The 24,063-nt window shown below is 41.9% G+C and carries 21 protein-coding genes; 11 read left to right on the forward strand and 10 right to left on the reverse strand.

Features of this window, described 5'->3' with window-relative positions:
• Positions 1-65: 65 nt before the first annotated feature.
• The 6 genes from ACEYW6_RS31690 (at position 66) to ACEYW6_RS31715 (ending at position 8,887) form a co-directional block, all read left to right on the forward strand.
• Complete coding sequence (locus tag ACEYW6_RS31690) at positions 66-236, forward strand: hypothetical protein (RefSeq protein ID WP_412982907.1); 171 nt, start codon at positions 66-68, stop codon at positions 234-236.
• A gap of 205 nt (positions 237-441) precedes the next feature.
• Entirely contained in the window at positions 442-2,043 is a 1,602-nt protein-coding gene (locus tag ACEYW6_RS31695) for a DUF1565 domain-containing protein (protein ID WP_412982908.1), read from the forward strand.
• Between the two features lie 489 nt (positions 2,044-2,532).
• On the forward strand, positions 2,533-4,593 hold the full coding sequence (locus tag ACEYW6_RS31700) for a HEAT repeat domain-containing protein (protein ID WP_412982909.1): 2,061 nt from the start codon (positions 2,533-2,535) through the stop codon (positions 4,591-4,593).
• 2 nt (positions 4,594-4,595) lie between these two features.
• Complete coding sequence (locus ACEYW6_RS31705) at positions 4,596-5,672, forward strand: HEAT repeat domain-containing protein (RefSeq protein ID WP_412982910.1); 1,077 nt, start codon at positions 4,596-4,598, stop codon at positions 5,670-5,672.
• On the forward strand, positions 5,672-6,664 hold the full coding sequence (locus ACEYW6_RS31710; RefSeq protein ID WP_412982911.1) for a HEAT repeat domain-containing protein: 993 nt from the start codon (positions 5,672-5,674) through the stop codon (positions 6,662-6,664). Before ACEYW6_RS31705 ends, ACEYW6_RS31710 begins: the two co-directional genes overlap by 1 nt.
• Positions 6,665-6,721: 57 nt before the next feature.
• Positions 6,722-8,887, forward strand: a complete 2,166-nt coding sequence (locus tag ACEYW6_RS31715; protein ID WP_412982912.1) for a pentapeptide repeat-containing protein — start codon at positions 6,722-6,724, stop codon at positions 8,885-8,887.
• 190 nt (positions 8,888-9,077) lie between these two features.
• Here ACEYW6_RS31715 and ACEYW6_RS31720 read toward each other — a convergent pair whose 3' ends face one another.
• Positions 9,078-9,320 carry a hypothetical protein gene (locus ACEYW6_RS31720; protein ID WP_412982913.1) on the reverse strand — a complete coding sequence of 81 codons (243 nt, stop codon included), beginning with the start codon at positions 9,318-9,320 and terminating at the stop codon, positions 9,078-9,080.
• A gap of 175 nt (positions 9,321-9,495) precedes the next feature.
• Positions 9,496-11,709: an alpha-glucan family phosphorylase gene (glgP, locus tag ACEYW6_RS31725; RefSeq protein ID WP_412982914.1), complete on the reverse strand. Its 2,214-nt coding sequence runs from the start codon at positions 11,707-11,709 to the stop codon at positions 9,496-9,498.
• A 426-nt stretch (positions 11,710-12,135) separates the two neighbouring features.
• Between glgP and ACEYW6_RS31730 the strand changes: the two genes are divergently transcribed.
• Positions 12,136-14,352, forward strand: a complete 2,217-nt coding sequence (locus tag ACEYW6_RS31730) for an FUSC family protein (protein ID WP_412982915.1) — start codon at positions 12,136-12,138, stop codon at positions 14,350-14,352.
• A gap of 31 nt (positions 14,353-14,383) precedes the next feature.
• On the opposite strand, the gene ACEYW6_RS31735 is transcribed toward ACEYW6_RS31730, so the two are convergent.
• From ACEYW6_RS31735 to ACEYW6_RS31760, 6 genes are all read right to left on the reverse strand, one after another.
• Positions 14,384-14,908, reverse strand: coding sequence for a response regulator (locus ACEYW6_RS31735; protein ID WP_412982916.1), 525 nt, complete (start codon positions 14,906-14,908; stop codon positions 14,384-14,386).
• A 236-nt stretch (positions 14,909-15,144) separates the two neighbouring features.
• Positions 15,145-15,981, reverse strand: coding sequence for an S-formylglutathione hydrolase (fghA, locus tag ACEYW6_RS31740; RefSeq protein WP_412982917.1), 837 nt, complete (start codon positions 15,979-15,981; stop codon positions 15,145-15,147).
• Between the two features lie 72 nt (positions 15,982-16,053).
• Positions 16,054-16,620 carry a hypothetical protein gene (locus ACEYW6_RS31745; RefSeq protein ID WP_412982918.1) on the reverse strand — a complete coding sequence of 189 codons (567 nt, stop codon included), beginning with the start codon at positions 16,618-16,620 and terminating at the stop codon, positions 16,054-16,056.
• The gene (locus tag ACEYW6_RS31750; protein WP_412982919.1) at positions 16,611-17,444 is read right to left on the reverse strand and encodes a DUF692 domain-containing protein; all 834 of its coding nucleotides are present in this window, start codon (positions 17,442-17,444) and stop codon (positions 16,611-16,613) included. Before ACEYW6_RS31750 ends, ACEYW6_RS31745 begins: the two co-directional genes overlap by 10 nt.
• 5 nt (positions 17,445-17,449) lie before the next feature.
• Positions 17,450-18,421, reverse strand: coding sequence for a TIGR04222 domain-containing membrane protein (locus tag ACEYW6_RS31755; protein ID WP_412982920.1), 972 nt, complete (start codon positions 18,419-18,421; stop codon positions 17,450-17,452).
• Between the two features lie 168 nt (positions 18,422-18,589).
• Positions 18,590-19,381, reverse strand: coding sequence for an ion transporter (locus ACEYW6_RS31760; RefSeq protein ID WP_412982921.1), 792 nt, complete (start codon positions 19,379-19,381; stop codon positions 18,590-18,592).
• A gap of 88 nt (positions 19,382-19,469) precedes the next feature.
• Between ACEYW6_RS31760 and ACEYW6_RS31765 the strand changes: the two genes are divergently transcribed.
• Entirely contained in the window at positions 19,470-19,895 is a 426-nt protein-coding gene (locus ACEYW6_RS31765) for a nucleoside deaminase (protein WP_412982922.1), read from the forward strand.
• Between the two features lie 166 nt (positions 19,896-20,061).
• Here the strand turns inward: ACEYW6_RS31765 and ACEYW6_RS31770 are convergent, their stop codons facing one another.
• Together ACEYW6_RS31770 and ACEYW6_RS31775 are read right to left on the reverse strand one after the other, a co-directional pair.
• The gene (locus ACEYW6_RS31770) at positions 20,062-20,724 is read right to left on the reverse strand and encodes a response regulator (RefSeq protein WP_190900172.1); all 663 of its coding nucleotides are present in this window, start codon (positions 20,722-20,724) and stop codon (positions 20,062-20,064) included.
• Positions 20,724-21,992, reverse strand: coding sequence for a sensor histidine kinase (locus ACEYW6_RS31775; RefSeq protein ID WP_412982923.1), 1,269 nt, complete (start codon positions 21,990-21,992; stop codon positions 20,724-20,726). The genes ACEYW6_RS31770 and ACEYW6_RS31775 overlap by 1 nt, the downstream gene beginning before the upstream one ends.
• Before the next feature lie 374 nt (positions 21,993-22,366).
• Here ACEYW6_RS31775 and ACEYW6_RS31780 point away from each other — a divergent pair, with 374 nt between their 5' ends.
• The 3 genes from ACEYW6_RS31780 to ACEYW6_RS31790 all read left to right on the forward strand — a co-directional run bounded on the left by ACEYW6_RS31780 (position 22,367) and on the right by ACEYW6_RS31790 (position 23,919).
• The gene (locus ACEYW6_RS31780; protein ID WP_412982924.1) at positions 22,367-22,864 is read left to right on the forward strand and encodes a Spy/CpxP family protein refolding chaperone; all 498 of its coding nucleotides are present in this window, start codon (positions 22,367-22,369) and stop codon (positions 22,862-22,864) included.
• Positions 22,865-23,061: 197 nt separating this feature from the next.
• Positions 23,062-23,304 carry a regulatory protein SipA gene (gene sipA / locus ACEYW6_RS31785; RefSeq protein WP_196510499.1) on the forward strand — a complete coding sequence of 81 codons (243 nt, stop codon included), beginning with the start codon at positions 23,062-23,064 and terminating at the stop codon, positions 23,302-23,304.
• A gap of 57 nt (positions 23,305-23,361) precedes the next feature.
• A complete protein-coding gene (locus ACEYW6_RS31790; protein ID WP_196510498.1) occupies positions 23,362-23,919 on the forward strand; it encodes a peroxiredoxin in 558 nt (185 codons plus the stop codon).
• Positions 23,920-24,063 lie beyond the last annotated feature (144 nt).

Genomic DNA, 24,063 nt, shown 5'->3' on the forward strand with positions numbered 1-24,063 from the left:
AAGGCTTTAATTCCGTTATATTCTGATACTCTAACTATTCGGCCAATTGTTCAAGTTATTTTTACATGATTCCTAAGGTGCAAGTCAATGCAGCTAAGGTTCAAGTCGATGCCACTAAGGTGCAAGTCAATCTCACTAAGGTGCAAGTCAATCTCACTAAGGTGCAAGTCGATGCGACTAAGATGCAAGTCGATGAGACTAAGATGCAAGTCAAAAGACTTGTGTGTACACCGTAGCTTAAAAAGGGGAGCAAAGACCTCTCAAAGTCCTCCTTAAAAAGGAGGATTTAGGAGGATTTACAACGACTTTGGTTTTGTAGAAAGAATTTGCATAACTTTTTAACTTTGCAGCGAGAAGTACTTTAAGTTACTTAATGCATCAACCGCTACCCACTTTCATGGTTAGCGCTAGGATAGCTATGTATTTTATTAAAGTATAAATATGGCTCAAGCTTTTTACGTAAATTCAGTAGCAGGCAGCGATACCAACCCAGGTAGCCAACAAGCCCCGTTCAAAACTATTACTCAAGCCCTCAAGGTAGCTACTGTTGATACCAAGATTCAACTAGCAGATGGTAATTACAATGCTGCTAGCGGTGAAGTCTTTCCCCTAACGGTTCCATCTGGGGTAACTGTGGTGGGTAATGAAACCAATAAAGGCAGTGGCATTTTGATTGAAGGAAGTGGTACTTACCTGAGCCGTACTTTTGCTGCTCAGAATGTTACATTTGTGCTGCTGGATAAAGCCGAAGTGCGGGGAGTGACTGTAACAAATTTGGCTAGCCGTGGTAGTGGTATCTGGATTGAATCAACTGCCCCTACTGTTGCTAATAGCACCTTCAAAAACTGTAAGCGGGAGGGAGTTTTTGCTACAGGTGATGCTAACCCAGTTATTCTAGGTAATGTGTTTAGTGAGAATGCAGCCAATGGAATTGCGATCGCTAAAAATTCCAAAGGTCAAATTCAAGGTAATACCTGCTTCAAAACAGGTTTTGGCATTGCCATTAGTGATACTGCATCACCCATTCTTCGAGATAACAAAATTTCCGAAAACCGTTCTGGAATCGTCATCTCTGGCAGTGCTCGTCCTGTATTGCGTAACAATGTCTGTGAAAATAACACTGACGATGGTATCACAGTAATTGGAACCGCCCTACCGGATATCGGCACTACCAATAACTTAGGAGGCAATACTCTACGCAGTAACGGTAAATTTGATTTGCAAAATGCCAGTTCCAACAAACTGGTTTCTGTGGGAAATAAAATAGATGCGTCTAAAGTCACAGGAAACGTAGAGTTTGCAGATAGTTCGGTTCCAACACCAACTCCGACACCCACGCCTACGCCGACACCCACGCCGACACCCACGCCTACGCCGACTCCCACTCCGACTCCCACGCCTACGCCGACTCCCACTCCGACACCCACGCCTACGCCGACTCCCACTCCGACACCCACACCTACTATCGAATTAACCGATATTAGTAATCATTGGGCAGGTGGCTTTATTCGGGAATTAGTCAAATTTGGGATAGTTAATGGTTTTCCCGATCGCACATTTAAACCTGATGCTACGATGACACGGGCGCAATACGCCGCATTACTGGTAAAAGCTTTCAACCCATCACCAAACCGCCCCATAATCAAATTCAAAGATGTACCAGCAGATTTCTGGGCATCCAAGGTAATTCAGCAGGCATATCAAGGTTCATTTCTCTCTGGTTTTCCTGACAATACCTTTGCCCCCAACAAAAATATCCAGCGCGTGCAAGTGATTGTTTCCTTGGTGAATGGATTGGGGTTATCTGCTGATAGTGCAACCGCTACCAAAACTTTCGATGACCAAGCAAAGATTCCTGATTATGCTAAGGATGAAGTCATCAAGGCTACTCAAAAGGAGATTATCGTCAATCATCCGAACCTCAAACAACTCAATCCTACCCGCGATGCTACACGTGCAGAGGTAGCGGTGATGGTATATCAAGCCTTGGTAGATGCTGGTCGTGTAGCTGCGATTGACTCGCCTTATATTTTGACTGCTTAATTTTAAAACTGGTTTGTTTTGTAAAATTGCATAATTTTCGTAGGGGCAATTCATGAATTGGGAAAGCAGGGTGGTTTCATACAAAAAAAGAAAAATACATAAGTCTTGATTTCTCGTTTTGTATCCAGGCTTTTTCCCTCTCTCCAAACCTCTCCCCCACAGTGGGAGAGGCTTTGAAACCCAGTTTTAGTTTTTTTCTGCTTGTATTAAACCACTCTGCAATTCATGAATTGGTAAAGGGGAAAAGGGAAGGGTAAACAGGAATAAATTTACCCTTTCTCCTTTTCCCTACTTTTCGGTTTACTGATACCAATTTGAAAAAATAATATGACACATAAAAACCTGAAAAACCAGATTAGAACAGGCTTTCTTAATTTTCAATTGGTATGATATTATCTACCTACTGAACTATGCTAGCCTTGCAGCAGTAGGGATAAAGGTTAGGAAAATCCATCAATGTCTTTGAGGAAAAAAGTAATTGGGAGGATAATGAAATTTGGTAATGAGAAGCAGCCAAGTGTCTTGTTAGCAATTCTAGAAATTGCAATTATGACAACTTTACCGATTATGTTTGTTCCCTCTACTGCTCAAGCTACTCACACTCGTTTATCAGAAGTCGATCACGCAGAGGTCACTATATTAATGGCTTCTGCACAGATTAACAAACAAGCGTGTAGCTCCCTGAAAATTTCTCAGACTATTGAACGGCTGCAATCTCAAATTGTTGAACCCACTCAAATTTTATTAGAGTGTGGCACTGCGGTAACTGTCCCTCTGATTCAACTGCTTGAAGATGAAAGCAAAAATACCCTTAGTCGTCGTGCTGCGGCTAGAGTTTTGAGTCAGATCGGTTCTCAAGAGGCTATTGCTGCACTAATTAGACTCGTTCAGCAGAATCGCTCAGATATCCGTGATAGTGCATTGAGAGCGATCGCTGATATTAATCCACAAGCAAGAGATGCCGTTCCTATTCTAACTGTGGCTGTCGCAGATAAAAATCTAGAAGTCAGCAAAGTGGGAATGGAAGCATTACGTCGCATTGATCCAGCAGTGCCAAATCAAGTTATCAGTTTTCTTCAAGAAGCACTTAGAAGCAACAATGCACAAAGACGCAGCACAGTTCGTTCTCTAGTGAATCAACTGAGTTCAAATTCTCAACCCGATATTTCCTTGTTAACCCAAGCACTCGAAAGCCAACACGAGCCGACACGAGCGATCGCAGCATATCTTATAGTTCAGCTAGGACGCAGAGCAGAAGTTGCAACTCCAGTTCTCACGAAAGCTTTGTTTGATGAAAGTAGCTCGGTTCGAGACACGGCTGCTTATGCGTTAGGGCGAATCGGTTCAACACAAGCAATTACAGTTTTGATCGCTCAACTGAAAACTGCAAATGAAACTACTCAAGCGAGTGCTGCAATTGGACTTAGTTCTCTAACTGATGGAGCAAGACCAGCAATCCCCGTGCTAATTACGAGTTTAAGGGATGAGAATGAGCTGGTTCGCAGTATGGCCGCTTATGCCTTGGGGCAAATTGGGAAAGATGCCCGAAGAGCTATTCCTGGATTATTGGGAATATTGAGCGATCGCAGTGCTAATGTCCGTGGATCTGCCATTCATGCGTTGGGACAGATTGCGCTAGATGATCCAAGAGTGATAAGGGCGATCGTCAGACAAAGTACTTTAGAGTTAGATTTGACGGTACTGAACAATGCTGTTGAAGTACTGAGGCAAATCACTCCAGCCGCAATGCCTACACTACTGGAAATTATTGCATTTGATAAGAGTTGGCAAAATGTAATGATAGCTGATACGCTGGTAGGTCGCTTTAACCCCACAATCCTACCTAGTTTGACTTCTGAAGCAAGTCTTTTGCTGATTCCGGCAGTACTTCGGCGTTATTCTGAACTTCTTTATCCCTATAACTACTATACAAAAGGATTAGTAACCTCTTCCTCTTATTTCAAGAGACAGTTGACTCCTCAAGTAATTTCTCAATTAGTAGAGATTCTAAAAGACGGAAATCAAGATATCCGCCTTCGGGGAAATGCATCTATGGCAATAGGTTTGGCAGATTTAGAATCTCCACTAATCAAAATTTTAGAGGATGAAAATCAGGATATAGCACTGCGTACTGATGCAGTGATCGCTTTAGGATTCACAAGTGGTTCATCTGTTGCAATTTCCAGCTTAATTAAATTTGTGAGACAACATCCCGCTTATCATATGGGTTTGCGCCTTTCCCAGGAACAATTGCGAGAATATTTATTCTCTAAATTATCAAATGATGAGTTAAATCTACTTGGTTTTACTTTTATAACGCTGCTAAAATTTCATACTTCCAATGAAGCAAATTTGTTTTTCAATCAATTCGAGCAAGAGAATTCAGTATTATTTTCTGAACTAAAGAATTTGATTTCTCTGGTTAACGGTGCAGATGGGCCAGCAATGGTGCGTTTATTGCAAGAAACTTCACCAACACCAGCTATTTGTCGTATCACCTTTATGCAAAGATTTCTTTGGAGATGTCGTAAACCACTCAAAATTAGTTAGTTATGATTAATTTTGTAATTCAATTTAGTCTAAATTCAGTTATTTTATTTTCATGTTTTACTAATTGTTGTTTTTTTAAAATTAATTTTAATTACTCGGTAATTAACTTGAACAATAACCAAAAGCTCCAGAAAGAAAGTAAAAGGATATGCACAAACACCAGAATTGAGAATTTAATTAATCAATTACAGACTTTAAAAGGTTCATCAATTGAAATCGCTTCTGTCCTTAAGGAGTTGGTTAGTTGTGGATCACAGGCTGTTCCTGCTTTGATTGAAGTTTTTGAAAATGAAAAAGAAAAAATAATAGTTCGTCGGATTGTAGCTAGAGCATTAGGACAAATAGGCTCAGAAGAAGCTATCTCTGTATTAGTTAAAGCAGCTATAAAGAAAAAGTCACCTCTTTATGACAGTGCTATTAGAGCTTTAGATGATTCTGCCTTGGGACTCATATTCTTAATTACTACTAACCCTCCACAGCAAGTTTATATTGATATCCAAAATGCTGTTCCGCTTCTTGTGAAAGCGTTAAGTCATGACGATGAAAATATTCGATCTGCTGCTGCTGAAGCTTTAAGTGAAATTGGTATAGATGCCCGGATTGCCATTCCAAACTTAATCAGACTCATTGGAAATGACACCAGAATTGTTCAGGCTGAAGCTATTAACGCATTAGGACAGATGGGAAAGGAAGGAATTAATGATTTGATAGAAGCAATTAAGCACGGGAAAATAAGTTTTAATTTTGGAGCTATAGCTCTCATACAATTAGAGAAGAATCCAAACGTGAGGGATGCGGTAGAGAGAGCTACTCCATTTTTGCTTGATTCCTTCCGTAAGAATAGAATAACTCTTGAAAATACATGTGATTTAGTTTATTTTCTGTATTCTAATGGTCAGAGAAGGGCAGCGGAAGAAGTGCTTTCTGCATTAGAAAACCGTGATGAATATTGCATATCTGGATTGCAATCAGGTGGAGCAGAACTTGCCCTAGAAGCAGCGACTTCACGAGGAATTGCAAGACAACCCGCTATATGTCGATTTAGCTTAATGCGTCGAATTTTATGGAGATGTCGTTGATGTTTCATTACCAACAATTCTTCAAAATAACTTTGCAAGCTTTTCTTGGACTTTCTTCGGTTCTGGCTGTCTATTTTCTATTCTCTTCACAAGTCTTTCCACAAATTGCTCAATCAACTAATGAACAGAAGTCAGAATTTCTATTCAAGGATGTGCCAATTCCGGCACCACGCATCTGTTCTAATTCTGAGATTCAAACCTACATTAAACAGCTAGATTTTACTTCGCAAATCGCTATTTCTAAAGCGTCTTATTATACCTTAATATCTCAGTGTAAAGTATCAGCCGTACCAGCATTAATTGAGGCATTGAGAAGTCAACGTCAAAACATCCGAGCAAATGCTGCTCTGGCAATTGGAGAAATTGGTACAAAAGCGATCGCCGCAATTCCAGCTTTAATAGAGGTGTTAGACGATGAAAGTAACGCTGTCCAAATAAATGCTGCCTATGCACTTGGACAAATGGGATGGGCTGCTGAAGCTGCTATTCCTAGCTTGAGTCAACGATTAAAGGATGAAGATCGAGCAGTGATTACCAGTGCTGCTTATGCGATTGGGCAAATTGGCGCATCAGCTTTACAGCGATATGAAGAAATGTATACGGTGGTGACTGAGCAAAATGGTTATCGCTACGTCAACTTATCTAAGGAAGGCGAAGCAAGGCTGCAAACTTTTTCTTTTCAAATATACGAAACCCTGTTTGATGCCTTAAATAAACTTTACATTGCCCGTACCGATAATCGCCAAGCTTGGAATAGAGATATTAATGCTGAGACTGCCTTTCTTAGTATTGTTGATGCAATGGAAGCGATCGGTATGATTGATTATTTGTATGCTGAACTCAACCAATGTCCTGAAGGAGTCAGTGATTTTGAGTGTTTAGAGGGTGGAGTAAAGTTAGCTGCAAACCTCCAATCCCATATAAACAGTAATCGTCCTGCTATTTGCCGAGTCAGTTGGTTGAAACGAGTGATACCGAGGTGCAAAAATTAAGCATAATCCGCCTACCTGAGATGTAGACTCAATTTAAGCAATGGTTTGTACTAAAAGATGCAGGCGACAACGTTCCAGTATCAGAATTTGCGAGGGCGTTCCTTCAAGGGACAGGATTTGTCTGGACAGGACTTCAGTGGTGCTGATATTCGAGGTGCAAACTTTACTAATGCTACATTAGTCGGGGCTAATTTCAGCCAAACAAAAGCAGGTCTACGACGACGAGTGGCGATCGCACTTGTTGCGCTTGCGCTTTTTTTGGCAATCCTCTCAGGTTTCATGAGTGGCTATGGCGCAGGAGTTATCGCCAGCTTGATTGCATTAGGAAATAAGCTCAACCCACACTCGTTTCCCTCTGGAGTTGTGGCTCTGACTCTCCTGGGAGTGTTTACTGCAATCACTTTTCGTAAAGGGTTAGCCTCAGCTGGGGGAACAGCCGTTTCTATTGCTGTGATTGCGGCGCTATTTGCGGCGATCGCCTCCCAAGAGGTTGCTGTTGTTGCCCTTGTTCAAACCATTGGGATTGTGAGTGCTGTCGCCGGGGTAATGGTGGGAGCCTTAGCAGTTGCCCTAATGCTAGTGATGATTGCAACCAGAGCTTTAGTAATTATGGCTATTCTGGCTGTTCTCAGTGCGGCTGTAGGCACTCAATTTGGTATTGCTGGAATTGAGTCTGACCAAATCTTTGTGATTGCCTGTGTAGTTGCAGGAGCGATCGCGCTGGTGATGCTCTGCCTAAGTGGTTATACTGGATGGCGTGCTTGGAAAGGAAGCAGACGTTATACCTTACTCCGCAGTCTTGCGGTGGCGATATCGACTCAGGGAACAATGTTTCGAGGAGCTAACCTCACCAATGGTGATTTTACAGGAGCGATTCTCAAAAACACAGATTTTCGCGGGGCAACACTAACTCGTACCTGTTGGTTTCAAGCAAAGCAACTAGAGCAGGGACGGTTAGAAGGCACTTATCTCGACGATGCTGCAATTCGGCAATTGGTAGTCACCAAAGATGGTCGAGAACAGAATTTTGACTACTGCAATCTGCGGGGAGTAAATCTGCAAGATGCAAATTTAATCGATATCAGCTTGATTGGGGCTGATTTAAGTGAAGCAACCCTACAAAATGCTGATCTTTCCAGAGGAAAATTAGTACAAACTCAGCTTTACCGGGCTAATTTGACCGATACCTGCTTGACGGGAGCCTATATTCAGGATTGGGGTATTTCCACTGATACCTGTATGGAGGAGGTGAAGTGTGAATACATCTATATGCAACTACCTACTAAAGACGATCCCGATCCCTGCCGTAAACCGGACAATCGCCAGGAAACCTTTAAAGACGGTGACTTTTCAGATTTCATGGCTCCCATCCTGAAAACGCTGGGATTATATCGCCAGCAGAATGTCGATCCGCGGGCGATCGCCCATACATTCAAAACTCTAGACCTCTATCACCATCAGGGCATCGATCCTGCGGCTGCGGCGATCGCCTTGAAGCAACTTTCACAGCAGTATCCAGAAGCTGGGCTAGAAGTAGTTGCTTTGGAGGGAAGGGGACGAGAGAAGATTCGCCTCCAAGCAGTTGTTACGGATGCGGTTGATCGATCTCAACTCAGTGCCCGTTATTTTGCTACCTATGATGAAATTAAAGAGTTATCTTATCGTGATATACAAACTCTATTGACAGAAATCGCCCAAAAAGATGAGCGAATTCGCAGTCTAGAGCAAATGGTCAAGACAGCAATCGATAGTAACAAATTTTACGTAGAAACCTATTACAACCTGGGGGATACCGTGTCTGAAAAAAGCTCAATTAACATCGAAGGCAGTACTGTTAGTGGTTTAGTGCAAGGTAATATCACTGATGTCAGTGGTGTGGTGAATTTAGGGGCAATTAGTGGCGATGTCACAAATGCCATCGGACAACTACCCAGTAGCGATGAACCAGATCAACCAGGACTGAAGGAATTACTGACTCAATTGCAAGGGGCGATCGAAGCTGAAACCCAGTTAAGTCAAGAAGATAAAGCTGAGGCATTAGAACAACTTAAGGTATTGGCAGAAGCTGGTCAAAAGCCTCAGGATGCACCACTTAAGAAAATGGCAAATACAGCGGTTAAGGTTCTCAAGGGAACAATTGCAAGTTTGTCGGAAGCTACAAACCTGGTTGAGATTTGCGGTAAATTATTACCAATTATTACTAAGGTTTTGGGACTACCGTAAAGTTTCGTAGAACGCTGTTTATACTCCAATACAGTTCAGATAAGTAGGGGCAATTTATAAATGGTGTCAACTTAAGCTGAAAGCTATATCAGGTATGTGTTTTACACATCACCTCACGCCCTCATCCCCTAACCCCTTCTTCCAAGGGAGAAGGGGAATTAGATATCTGCCTCCCCTCTCCCTTGGGGAGCTACGGTCTACATATAAGTCTCTTGACCTGCACCTTTGATGCATCGACCTGCACCTTTGATGCATCGACCTGCACCTTTGATGCGTCGACCTGCACCTTTGATGCATCGACCTGCACCTTTGATGCATCGCCCTGCATCTTTGATGCATCGACCTGCACCTTTGATGCATCGATCTGCACCTTTGATGCATCGATCTGCACCTTTGATGCATCGCCCTGCATCTTTGATGCATCGACCTGCAAAAATTAACCTACCCTACGTTACACAGCCACTTTAAAAGACTTGTGTGTACACCGTAGCCCTTGGGGAGAGGGGCTGGGGGTGAAGACAAAACGTTTTTAGCAAGGAGATTTCACGTTAAGTTGACACCAATGTTCATAAATTGCCCCTACACCGTGTAGTTTTGCCTAAGTCCTATCAAAGCAGAACTTTAGCTAAAATCGGTTCCACACTTTTAGAAATCTCTGGGACATACACTTGTGAAACGTAGTCGGCAATCATTCTGTCGGTGTTGAATAACGGCGCATTTGTCTTAATGGACGTTTTCATCATCTGTACCCAGCGGTGGGGAATGCCTTGGGCATCTTGGTCATAGTATAGAGGAACGATTTCTTCTTCTAAGAGCTGATAAAGCGATCGCGAATCAATCCGATCTTGCAATTCTTGATCGCTAGTATGAGCATCTTCACCTATTGCCCAACCGTTAATTCCCTTGCCATCTGGCCCTGCTTGGTAGCCTTCGCACCACCAGCCATCCAAAACGCTGCAATTAAGACCGCCGTTAAAGCAGACTTTTTGCCCACTTGTACCAGACGCTTCCAAGGGACGACGAGGATTATTCAACCAAACATCAACACCTTGCACCAATTTTTGACCACTGTAAATGTCGTAGTCTTCAATAAAAGCGACTCGATTGATAATCCCGGAATTGTGACACCATTCCATCAAACGCTGAATAATCCGCTTACCTTCTTCATCGGCTGGGTGCGCTTTCCCTGCAAAGATAATCTGTACTGGACGTTGGGGATTACCAAAAATCTTCAGTGCGCGTTGAGCATCGCGCAAAATCAAATCCCCTCGTTTGTAAGGGCTGAAGCGTCTGGCAAATCCAATGGTCAAAACGTTGGGGTCGAGTAAGCTTTCAGTTGCTTGAATGAGTTCGTAATTTTCGCCACGCAACTCCCGCGCTTTCTTCACCTTATAACGGGTGAAGGCAACCAATCTTTCTTTGAGGATAAGATGCCGTGACCACAGTTCCTCGTCGGGAATGTCATCAACTTTAGCCCACATCTTAGGATCAACGGCACGAGTTTTCCAGTCTTCTCCCAGATACTCATTATATAAATCGCCCAATAGAGGCGCAGTCCAAGTGGGTGCATGAACGCCATTGGTAATGTAACCAATTGGTACTTTGTCTTCCGATCGCTGCGGATAGAGAACTGTCCACATTTTACGGGAAACTTGACCGTGCAATTCACTCACGCCATTGCAAGCACGAGACATCCGTAATGCTAAAACGGTCATCCCAAAGGGTTCCCAAGGATCACCCAATCGCCTTGCACCCAATGCTAAAAATTGTTCGCGGGAAAGTCGCAATTGCGGCCAATAGCTGGCAAAGAAAGAATCTATTAAATCGGGAGAGAAGACATCATGACCGGCGGGAACGGGCGTGTGGGTGGTAAACACACAACTGTTCCGCACCTTGGCTTCGATGTCGTAGAAGGATTTACCAGTGCGTTCAATTTCTAGCCGTGCAATTTCCAAGGTGCAGAATGCAGCGTGTCCTTCGTTGAGGTGATAGACAGAAGGTTCAATTCCTAAGGCGTGTAGGGCGCGAACACCACCAATTCCCAAAACGACTTCTTGGGCGATGCGGGTTTCCAAGTTACCGCCGTATAGATGTCCCGTTAGCCAACGGTCAATGGGATCGTTATCGTTGCGATCGCTATCTAATAAATATAATGTCACTCGCCCAACTTGCACTCGCCAGATTTGCACTTTCACAAACCGTTGGCGAACTTGTAGCTGGATAGTGACTGGTTCCCCTTGCTCATTTTTAATTAACTCCAAGGGCATCTTCTGGAAGGGATTGTCAATATAATAATCTTCTTGCCAACCGTGCCGGTTCAAGCGTTGCCGAAAATAACCTTGGCGATACAACAAGCCAACACCAACCATCGGTACACCCAAATCTGATGATGATTTCAGGTGATCCCCGGCGAGAATGCCTAAGCCACCAGAGTAGACGGGTAGGGATTCATGGATGCCAAATTCGGCGCAAAAGTAGGCAATGGGGTGGTCTTTAGATACTTGCGGTGCAACTCGACTTACCCAAGTATCTTGCTGGTTGATGTATTGGTCAAACTCACGTGCGAGGGCGGATATCTGCTTTAAGTAAAATGGGTCTTCTGCTAGTTGGGTGAGACGCTCGTAGCTAGCTGATTCTAAAATCGCTACTGGATTATGCCCACAGCGTTCCCATTCTTGGGGATCAATTGTTTGGAATAAAGAGATGCGATCGCCACTCCAACTCCACCAGTAGTTATAAGCCAAGTCTGCTAAACGCTTGAGCGGCAAAGGTAACTTTTCACTCAAGCGTCGTGCTGCGTTGATTGCACTACTATTAGCCATACTTAATCAATGTCCTCGCGCTTAACTTTTCTCTATTTCACCTGCTCACAATCGATTCCTCTTCAGGTTTATGACCCCGGAGGATTCATAAATGAATCCTCCCCTGAAGTCAGAGCAGTTTATCGACATCAAACCTTATCCAAGTAAATGGTTTTTATTGTTTTCGTCTTCTAAAAATTATCTCTACTTTTGGACAGGTTTGATATTTTTTTCTATCAAATTCGTTGACATTATTTTAATTATTTTGTTTTATTGTTAATATTTATTTAAATGTTAACAATCAGCAACTAAAATTATTGATATGTCTTGATGATACTCACTTTTTTTTTAAAAGCTTTTACTTTCACACTATGAATTAAAATAAATCTAAATATATAAGATTTTTAATCAAATCCAGATAAAAATTTTGTTTTTTTAAGAAAAAGAATGCAGTTGAATCGAAGTAATTTTCTCAGGTTGCTGATCCAGTCAGAGCCAGGAAAACCAGCAATATCTAACGGCTTACGAGCTGCGTTAGCGTTGGGAGTTCCCATGCTAATTGGGCAACTTATCAACCAAAGAGAAAGCGGATTATTTGTCGGTTTAATGGCTTACTTTGTCAACTTAGCGAATGTTGGTGGCCCTTACCAAATCAAAGCTAAGGCGATGGCGGCATCTACTTTAGGAATCGCTGTTTCAGTATTTGTAGGTACTCTAGTCGCTAGAGTTCCAGCATTAGCTGTGGTGCTGACATTTGCCTGGGGACTTGCTTCAGGTTTTGCGTCGCTGTACGGTAATGCTGGTGCAAATGTCGGTCTGGTGGTAGGGGTATCATTTATTTCCACGATCGCACAGCCAGGAAACTTGGAAATTGCACTGATGCGATCGCTGTTATGTCTCATTGCAGGTGGATGGGCGATGCTACTTTCCTTAGTAATGTGGCCTTTTAGACCTTATGACCCACTACGAATAGCTTTGGCTAACTGCTTCAGCGCAATCGCCAACTACATTCAAGCATTTCTCACTAAGGTGACAACACCTGAAAATATTCTCGAAATTAGACAGGCATTAGAGACAGCACGGACTACTTTAGGTACTGTACGGATTGGACAGCCGGCTCGGAGTTGGATGGATGAGCAATTGTTGGTGCTAATTCAGGATGGCGATCGCTTGCTTGGCTCAGTTATTGCCTTAACAGAGTTACTCGAAACTCACTTCCAACACCAGCAATATCACGCAGTCCAGCAATTAGTAGACGATGCACTCGAACAAATATCAGTCGTTCTGCAAGCCATAGCGAAAGTCATATCAGGTAAACCTGCCAGCATCGATCTGGGAAATCTTAGCCGCATCTGCGAGGCACTGAAGGAACAAGAAAATCTGCAAAGAAAAGCAATTGCTGGGAGTGAGACAGACTACACAACTCTCGTTGCTTTCACTAACCTAGTGCTGATGATCGAAAAGCTGATCAAGCAATTGCAATACACGGCTCAGACAGCTAAATCTCTGGTAGATCACAGCAAAATCAGTCGCCGAGGTGTAGATACACATCTTTTAGTTGAAAACGAACAGCGATCGCTCTTAAATTTACTCAAAGAAAACCTCACTTTAGAATCAGCAATCTTTCGCCATGCTCTCCGCATTGCTGTAACTCTAGCTGTAGGCGTAATCTTATATAGCATTACGAATTTACCAATGGGCTATTGGGTGACACTGACAAGCATCCTAGTTCTCAAACCAAACTTTGGTGCAACTTTCCAGCGGTTTTTTCAGCGAGTTGGCGGGACGATTTTGGGAGCTATATTAGCAGCTGTGATAGTTGCAACCATCACAAGTAAGCCTGTATTAGACATCATCATTTTGCTGACAGTCTTTTTTGGCATTTCCCTGATCGGTTTCAACTATGGTTATTCAGTGATTTTCTTGTCAATATTTGTCTTACTAATTATTGATATTGGTCATCCGATTGGTTGGGAATTTGCTGGCTTTCGCGTGTTGAATACATTAATTGGGGCCGGGCTGGCTTTTGCGAGTCATTATTTCATATTGCCAAATCGGGAACGCGATCGCTTACCCAGTAAACTCGCCACCGCTTTGCGAGAATCCCACAAATACTTTCGGGATGTGATGGCTGTTTACCAGGGAACAAAAGAGCCTGACTCTACCATAATCAGTCAACGGCGACAAACTGGATTGGCAATTGGTAATGCCCAAGCCTCGTTCCAAGGATTGCTGCGCGAACCCCAAATGCCGAAAGAATTAGTAGAACCAGTGATGACTCTGCTGGTGTATGTGGGACGTTTTACTAACGCCGTGACAGTTTTGGCAGTCCATCTCGAACATTTTCGAGGAACTGTGCCACTCCCGGAATTAGAAACCTTTGTCCGCCAAGTTTCGCTACTGTTAGAGCAGTTAGCTGATTCAATACAGCAGGAAATTATCCCACCGCCCTTGCCTGACTTGGAAGAAACGCTGCACAAAATCCAACCGCACCTGCAAGCACTGCGTACAGCCCGGATACAAGAGCTAACTGTCAATCAAGGACATACACCTATTCGTCAAGCAGTCATTGATTACAGCATATTAGATTTGGAAATTGAGCAGATTGTCCGACGGTTGACTGCTATGCACTCAGCGATGGTACGGCTAATATCAAGTAAATAAAGCACATATGGACATTCTCCAGAATAAAGATTTAATTGATTAATAATGAGTTGCTAATGTGTTGTTGACTAAGACTTAGCTCACCATGTTTAGGGACATGACCCAAAATCCGTTGAGCGATCGCATATGAGGACTGTTGGCAAATCGCTAAACAGGCAAGCACAGCAAAGAACTCATCAAAATCCAGGGGTTTAGTAAACCATAGGTCAAACCCAGCACACAGAGCACGTTGAAGTATATTTTTTTGGACATAGCCTGTCACAGTAATCGCTAGCACCACTTCCCCTCGCTCTCCCGCTTTAGTTCTCACTTGTTGAATCAGGGCATAGCAATCCTTCTTTGACAAGGCAATGTCACTGACGAGGACATCAGGTTGCCATTGCTCAAATATTTCTAGGGCTTGCTGGACTGAAAACGCTGTTTGCACCTCTACACCATAGAGTTGCAGCAGCAGCGTCATCAAGGAGCAGAAGAAATCAACATTATCGTCTACAAGCAGTACTCGCAGCCCTTGGAGGGATGAATAATTACTAGGAAAGCTATTATTTTGATACATTGCAGTCCCAATCGTGATTTTACATGCAACAGCGCTAAAAAATCTGTTAACTTTAGAGAGAAGTTAACCGGGTGTAGGGTGACTTATGTCTTATTAATTTCCCTACACCATGACAGAGTGCTGTTTCATTTCTGGGGTTATTTGTTTGACTACAATATAAAAATTAAGAAAAGTGTCAAATCTGAATTCTTTTTTTCCAGTCTGATTGATTATTTAAAAGCGATACCTACGGTAAGCTACGCTAACGCATGGTGGCGGATATGATCTTCAATAAAACTGGCGATGAAATAATAACTGTGGTCATAGCCTTCTTGGTAACGCAAGTTTAGCGGCTGGTTAACATCTGCACAAGCTTGCTCAAACACTTCTGGCAATAATTGTTCAGCTAAAAATTTATCCGCAGTTCCTTGGTCAATGAGAATCGAACTGTGATATCCTGATTGCTTGACTAATTCACTAGCATCATAAGCACGCCAACTTTCTTGATTGCTGCCAAGATAACCACTGAAAGCCTTTTGACCCCAAGGACAATGCATAGGTGCAGTAATAGGTGCAAAGGCTGATACTGATTTGTAGAGTTCTGGGTTTCTCAACGCACAGACAAGCGCCCCGTGTCCCCCCATCGAATGACCGAAAATACCTTGTTTCTCAGATTGCGTGGGGAAGTTTGCGGTAATTAAAGCAGGTAATTCCTGGACGACATAACTATACATTTGGTAGTTTTTACGCCACGGTTCCTCTGTAGCATCAACATAAAAGCCCGCACCTGTGCCAAAGTCCCAGTCATCATCCTCACCTGCAATGCCAGTATTACGCGGACTCGTATCTGGTGCAACCAATATCAAACCGTACTCAGCTGCACAGCGCTGTACTCCCGCCTTAACCATAAAATTCTCTTCCGTGGAACTTAACCCAGAGAGGAAATAAAGAATTGGCACAGGTTTTTGAGTTGCTTGTGGTGGTTGATAGACAGCAAAGCGCATTTCACCATTACAGGTTGAGGAGTGATGACTGTAAAAACCGAGTTTGCCACCAAAGCTTTTATATTCGGAAAGGAGGTTGAGGTTAGACATTGGTTATTATCACTTTCCTGAGCGATCGCAGAGAAAGATTATTTTACCGTGAACTAGCTGGTAATTAGCACACTATAGCGAGTGCACAATATGCCGCAGTTGCGATTGCTTTGAGAACCGAAACCAAATTGCGATCGTTGGTTGGTGCTTCATCCCCTCTGGATTCGTTATGCCAATAGGATAACGAAACCAACATATATTCAAGTAGCTAGTAGGTTCATAAGCCAACAGCCATATTTTTTCGTAGCGTACTAAATCGCTAATCCAAGGTGGATATAGGTTTTCCTCTTCAGCAACTGTGGCGATAAAGTTAGCAAAAGCGATCGCATCTTCCCTATGTTTTTTAATTCCTTTTGGTAAATAGGTTTGAGCATATCGCCAAAACAAGGCAGTAAAATTTTTACCCAACGCCCGTGCAGTGCGTGGAAGTAGTTCGCGTACTTCTCCCAACCGTTTCCACTTCAGAGAATTCGCAAAAATATTTACCTCTTGTACTGAAAGTTGAGCCAACTTTTGTGCTTCATCACTACTCAGCCCCAACTCTACACAAACGGTTTCTGGGTTAGCAAAGAAACGCTCTCTGAAATCGGTATTCGTGTAAAGTTGGGCTAAAACTTCCTGGGTTTGTGCTAACCCCATCTGCCATAACTCCTGCTAATGTCCCGTGCTGTTTGCAGTTCTTTTGTCAATTCTGCAAAGGGTGGCAAGTTTTCATCCCGTTCTAGAATAATCCCTTTAACTGGAGCACGAGCAACAACTTCCTCCATAAGTTGCCATACTTCCACTGGAGTTGATTGTGAGTGGCTGTCAATTAATACGCCATCATGCCAATGTCCACCTACAAAATGTAATTGTACGATGCGATCGCTTGGTAACTGTTGCAAATAATCATGAACATCATACCCATAGTTCACAGCATTAGTGTGCAGGTTGGTCACATCTAACAGCAGTCCACAATCGGAACGTTCTACCACTTCTGCTAAAAACTGGGCTTCTGTCATTTCTGCACCTGGAAGTGTCACCATATAAGTGATATTTTCCAGAATCAATGGCACATCAACCCAGCGACGGACTTCGGCAATATTACGACAAAGTACTTCTACAGCCTCTTGGGTATAAGGTAGCGGGGACAAATGCCCAATATCGACTCCACCCGCTTTTGTAAAGCAGATATGCTCACTCCACCAAGGCGGGTTAAGTTGCTTAATTAGTGCTGCAAGTTTGCGTAAATAATCTGTATCTAAACCTTCAGCACTACCTAACGAAAGATTGAGAGCGTGGGGAATTATCGGGAAATGGGCAGCAAGTAGTTCTAACTCCTGCTGTTTTTGCCAAGGTACATCTAGATAGTGTTCAGCAACAATTTCTAGAAAGTCAACCTGCTGACGGTTAAGAAAAATATCACTTTTAAACGGTTCTCGAAAACCCAACCCCACGCCTAAATTAGGGAGATGAGAAAACATTGCTCTTAACCTCCTCCACAACCACCGCAACCGCCACCGCAGGAACTGCTGCTACATGAACTGCTACTGCATGAGCTATCAGACGAGCTACTACTGCATGAGGAGCTACAGCCAGAACTACTGCTGCACGAACCACCAGACGATCTGCTTCCCCTGCTAACTGTTCTAGAAAATATTGGCGGAAAAAACGCTTTGTAGTAGGAGTCATAGGAGGTTCCAGCCAGTGCCTCAACACCAAAGAGTGCCACTAGTAAGTTGTAGTCAAATACAGAAGGGATGTCATACTTTGCCTTCTGCTGCAATCGAGTAAATGTTTGCTGAAGTTGTTGCAGATAAATTTTTCCTCGATGGCTTAGAGGCGTATGTCTACTCACAAACCACAGCAAAAAGATAATCGATAATACACCAATTGCGATCAGAAAACCTACGTTAGAGCGACCTTTACCCAAGGCTATAAGCAGCTTATATCCACCCAGGCTAAAAATAATCATTGCCCCAATCAAGCCAACTTTGATATTCCGTTCTTGCCACTGGGAAGCATACAGCAGTTGCTCATTTTGTAGTTTTTCTTCATAGGCATTGCTGTATGTCTGGATGCTCTGGGTTGCCAGCCAAAGAGATGTTTGAACTGTAGAGGAGGAAGATAATTTATCAAATATCTCACGCTCTATAGGCTGTAGGTGAGATGCATCAGGATGATTTGGTACTTGGCTGATCGATTGTTCACTAAATTGCAAATAACCCCGAACAATCAAGTCAAATAACGCTACATCGGCAATTCCTGTTTCTTGAGAACGCAAATAAGCGATTTCGTAAGGATCTGGTTCAGCAGGAATTAAAGGTAGAGGCTGGTTTTTGGTTGGATCTTGCACTAACCGCCAACAGACTACCAACGTTATCACAACGACAGAGCAATAAAACAGCAAAAAGTCTGGCCCATACATATCTGCAATTGGATTATGCAGTAATGCATTCATTGCCTTTACTCCTTTTCGGGGAATTATTGAAAGTAAGAGAAATTAAATGTATCAATGTTTGCAGCGTTTTTTAGAACATTTGCCTTTCTCAAGTTTGTCGTTTACTCTACCACAAGATTGTAGCACACACTAAAATTTACCCCACGGCAGCCGTCACCACTTACTCTCTCAATCAACCCTTCGACTAGGTAACTTAGTCCCGCACCTTTTACAAAACCCAGCATCTACGTCGTGGAAAGCTAAACCACAACCTGAACAAATGGTTTCTATCTGATTAGCAGTTTTCACCACTTGCTTAATTAAATCTCCCACTTGCCAAGGAATCAGTGCAATTCCGGTAAAAATCATCAGTACTGTTAACAAGCGTCCTAGTTCAGAAATTGGAATAACATCGCCAAATCCCACAGTTGTCATTGTGACAACAGAGAAATAAAAGGCATCTAAAAATGTACCGTAATTTTGAGGATTAACTGGATGCTCGACTTGATAAATTAAGCCAGAATAAATAAAAACAATTGCAAATAATGTAAATAATATTCGCGCAAAAATCATCCCATCTTCGGTGCTGACACTGGCGAACAAAAATTTCCTATCTATAAATCTGATTAATCGTAAAATCCGAAACCATCGCAGTAGACGGATAAAGCTAATATCCACCATTCCTAGAAAGAATGGCAAAATCGCCATTAAGTCAATAATCGAATAAAAGCTAAAAATATACTTAATTTTGTTTTCCGCACTCCACAAACGGAGTGAATATTCCACCGCAAAGATGATGACGATCGCAGTATCGGCTACATTCAACTGAAACCGCACAGAATCAGGAATGTTATAAGTTTCTGCCACAAAAATTCCTGATGATACTAACACCATAGCGGCAAGTGTTAAATTAATCGCTTTACCTAATGGTGTTTCCAGGTCTTTTAAGTAGAATTCTGTTTCTTGTCTGCTCAGTAACATATTCGACCATTAACTAATTTTAATTCTCAGTTATAGCATTAGAAATACGATATTATTAATCATTATCCTTGTGTTCACCTCAGCTTATATGAATCCAGAATATTTTATGCGTTTAGCTTTGGCAGAAGCAAAAGAAGGAGATGCACCTTATGGTGCTGTGATTGTTAAAGATAACGAAGTCGTTGCTGTAGCTCATAACACTGTAAGGAGAGACAATGATCCATCAGGTCATGCAGAAATTAACGTTATTCGTAGTTTAACAGCTAAACTTCAAAACCCTTCTTTAGAAGGTTATAGCATATATACTACTGGCGAACCTTGTCCAATGTGTGCGACTGCTTGTGTTTGGAGTGGTTTATCAGAAATTGTGTATGGTGCTTCAATTCAAGATTTAATTTCGGTAAATCAATCACAAATTAATATATCTTGCGAAGAAGTGATTGCTAAGTCATTTAGGAATATTAAAATCACCAAAGGCGTTTTAAAAAATGAATGTTTAGAGTTATTTAAATAAGTTGCTACACATTTAACTTTTCCAGATGGTAGGCGCAAATACAAGCCTAAAATTGTGCGTTACCCTAACGCGATAACACACCCTATATAATCTAAAGGTTAAAATTACGAATTACGAATTACGTTAGCGTAGCGGTAGCGAGTCCGCGAGCGTCATTACGAATTATTTAACTTGGTTCATTCAAATAGGATAAATACGTATTTGCCCAAATCGCAGCTTGAGTGCGATCGCGCAAATTTAACCTGTTTAAAATATTTGTAACATGATTTTTCACAGTCCCCTCAGAAATGTAAAGTTCCTGAGCAATTTCTCGGTTACTAGCGCCTGTAGCAATTAACCGCAAAACCTCTTTTTCTCTAGGAGTAAGTTCAGCTAAACTAGATGGTACAGGCGGTGAATGGGTTGGTGTACCATTAGAAAACTGAGTTAACAACTTTTTAACTATACCCGGGCCTAATTGGGTATATCCTTTATAAACGGCACGAATAGCCACAGCTAATTCTTCTGAAGGTGTATCTTTCAATAAATAACCCATTGCCCCATTTTGCAATGCTGCTGACACATATTCATCATCATCAAAAGTCGTCAGTACTAAAATTTTAGTTTTTGCAAAACGTTTTTGAATTTCTCGCGTGGCTGCAACTCCATCCATAATGGGCATTCTGATATCTAGCAATACTACATCTGGCTGAAATTCAGCAACTAAATTAATCGCCTGTTCACCGTTTTCTGCTTCTCCTACTATCTCTAAATCTGGTTCTAATTCTAATAATGCTCTTAATCCTTGACGAATTAAACCTTGGTCATCTACCAGCAACACTTTAATCATTATGTCAACCTCGTTAATGGAATATTAACTGTAATTTTGCAACCTGAACCAGGAGCGCTATTAATATTAAACTCACCTCCAAGTGCTAAAGTGCGATCGCGCATACTATGAAGTCCAAAACCAGTAGTATTTTGCCCTAAATCAAAACCTCTACCATTATCCTGAATTATCAATCGCAAATTACCTCTTATCGTAGCGAGTTCCAGTTTAACCTCTGTGGCGTAAGCATATTTAGATATATTTGTCAATGATTCTTGAGTAATGCGGTAAATTGCGGTATTTATTTCAGGTGGTAGAGGATATTCCAGGTTAATTTGATAAATTGGTAAGATGCCATTTGAGCGATGAAAATTTTCTGAAAGGCTAGCGATCGCACGTTCTAAAGATTGTTCTTGTAAGGGATTAGAACGCATAGTAGAAACAGATTGGCGGACATCTTTTAGCGCTTTGGAACCTAATTCCTTTGCTGTCGCTAGAAATGTTTCAGCCTTACCTGGGTTAGATTGCCACAATTTTAAAGCAGTTTCTAATTGCAGATTTAAAGCAGTTAGAGAATGTCCTAATGAATCATGAATTTCACGAGCGATGCGGTTACGTTCTTCTAAAGTAGCTTGATTTTCAATTTGCATGGCATATTGACGGAGTTTTTCATTAGCGATCGCTAGCTTTTCTCGACTATGCCGTTCAGATAATACTGCATTCATCATCAACAACACAAAAACTAAACTTAAGCCAAATACCAGCGACCAATTCAAGCTAAGAAATCGAAAGCGCTCTTGTGCCTGTGGGGATGCTTGAAAATTGAATAACTGGTATTTTAGTTGTGTAGTCAATAGAAATAATGTAAATGATAGACTTGTAACTAATAAACGCCCAGGTAATTTAAATATTAGGCAACTACGAGTGACTAAAATTATGTAAAGAAATGGGAAAAGACGAGCAAATCTTTCACCAAATAGTCCAGTTGTTAAAATTAATAAAATTTCGAAACCTGTGTATATCACCTTGGTTAGCTGATTATTATTAGTGGGTAATTTTAAGCCCATTAATGCAAAAACAATCAGACTATAAATTGACAGTTCTGGCAATAGATTGCAAATTGATAAGTCTGGAAATAAACCACAAATCGATAGTTCTGGAGCTTTGTGACGAAATCGCCGTAACGGAGGTGGTATAACTGCTGTCAATGCAGTGATTGCCAGTAGTATCCACTCCAGATAAAGTAAAGATGGAAAAGGATGTTTTTTAATTTGAATTGGATGACTCATTAGGCACTTCGCTCCAGTTATAAGTTAGTTAGGAGTTAAAAGTTTAAATTTATTTAAGGGTTAGGAGTTCCGAATATTTGAGCGGCAACTTCCGCCATTCAAAGTTTTCGTTGAGTTAGAAATTAAGAGTAAGTGTCGAATTTAAAACCTGATGTAATAAACTAAACAAGCATTTATAAATTAACCATAATGAAAATTTTCATCATTCATAATTCCTAACTCCCAACTCTTAACTATTTATTGTCATTCACATTTGTCAAAATTCAATCATGACTAAAGTCATGGGTAGAACCATGACTTTCTCCTCATGTGACTACTCAAGATAAATTCTTATGATAGTGGCATCCAACCAGGAAGAACCCACCAGATAAATAATGAAACTCAAAGCATTATCGCTAGTTGCTGGAGCAATCGCCTTTACCTTAACTGCTACTTCCTTTGCTGTTAACGCCCAAACAGCCTCTCCTTCACCCGTGTTACTTGCACAAACTCCACAAAAAGGAAGGGGTATGTGGAAAGACTTGGGTCTAACAGATGCCCAAAAAAATCAAATTCAAGCAATTCGCCGCGATAGCCGCACCAAATTTGAAGCCGTTTTGACCCCAGAACAAAAAGCAAAATTAGAGGCGGCCAAACAAGCGCGTCAGGCTCAACGTCAAGCTGGTCAAGGCCAACGGCAAGCCGGTCAACGTCGAGGAAAGGGTGGTTATGCTGACTTAAATCTGACTGAAGCACAAAAAACCCAAATGCGACAAATCCGGGAGTCTGAGAAACAACAGATTCAAGCAGTCTTTACCCCAGAACAGCGACAAAAAATAGAGCAATATCGTCAAAATGCTCCTTCGCGCCGTCAACAAGGCAATCCCCAATAATAATTTTTCAAAAAATAGTTAACTTGACTGATGTTCAGTCCCTATTTTCCATAGTTAAAAATTAATAGACTTCTTGCAGAAGATGCGGAAAGGGGAAAAACTTTATCCCCTTTCCCTTTCCCTATTTATTTTCACTTAGTAGACTTTCAAGCTAGTTATGAGTTATGAGTTAATTCAAAACTCCTAGCTTGATTAAAATGTCTAAAGAATTCACAATTGGTAGTAAAGTCCGGGTTGTGGCACTACCACCTTACGTCAAAACTGCTGAACCCATGCCCATGCTGCGCCCACCCGATGTAATTCACATTGGCGAAGAGGGTACAGTCATTGACCGCAGACCTGGTGGATATTGGGGTATTCGCTTTACTAGGGGAGCCTTTCTTCTAGATAGCCAATACATTGAAAGCACAGATACCCCACCCGAATCTCATTTAGAGTGAGATTAGCAGTAACCAAGAATTGTAAACTTGTGTAAAGTTGTGATTCTGGTTTGCACCATGATTTCTCGCCGCACTTTTTTAAGCATATTATTTGCCAGCTGTATTTCTCTCATCAGCTGGCTGAATTTTACCCCTACTGCTGATGCTATTGGTGGTAAACTTCCTGCAATTAATCAACCCGCACCAGAGTTTACTTTGCCAACCAACACAGGTGATGGCAAAATTTCCCTCTCTGACTTGCGCGGTAAGTGGCTAGTCCTCTACTTTTATCCTAAAGACTTCACCTCTGGTTGTACTATAGAAGCTCGTCGTTTTCAGCAAGACTTACCCCAATACCTCGAAAAGAATGCCCAGATTATTGGCGTAAGTGCTGATGATATTGATTCTCACGCCGAATTTTGTGATTCAGAGGGACTAAAATTCCCGCTGTTGGCTGACACTGATGGTTCCGTGAGTAAAGCTTACGGTTCATGGCTTGGCTTCTTATCGATGCGTCACAGTTTTATCATCGATCCTCAGGGTGTCTTGCGCGAGACTTTTGTCAAAGTCAACCCAAATATTCACAGTTCAGAAGTGCTAGCACGACTAGAAAAATTACAGTCAGCAGCTTCTTAGACCTCAATTAACAAGACTTGGGGCAAAAGCCCCTTGTTATCCAATACTTTTCGGTTAAGGGGGAAAGCATCGGTGAGAGGTTAGAGGGATTGCACTTTTGTCAAGAGGGTGCAGGAAAAGGGGATAAATCCAGCTTGGAGACTG

This window comes from Nostoc sp. UIC 10607 (genome assembly GCF_047228265.1).
Classification (GTDB): Bacteria; Cyanobacteriota; Cyanobacteriia; order Cyanobacteriales; family Nostocaceae; genus Nostoc; species Nostoc foliaceum_A.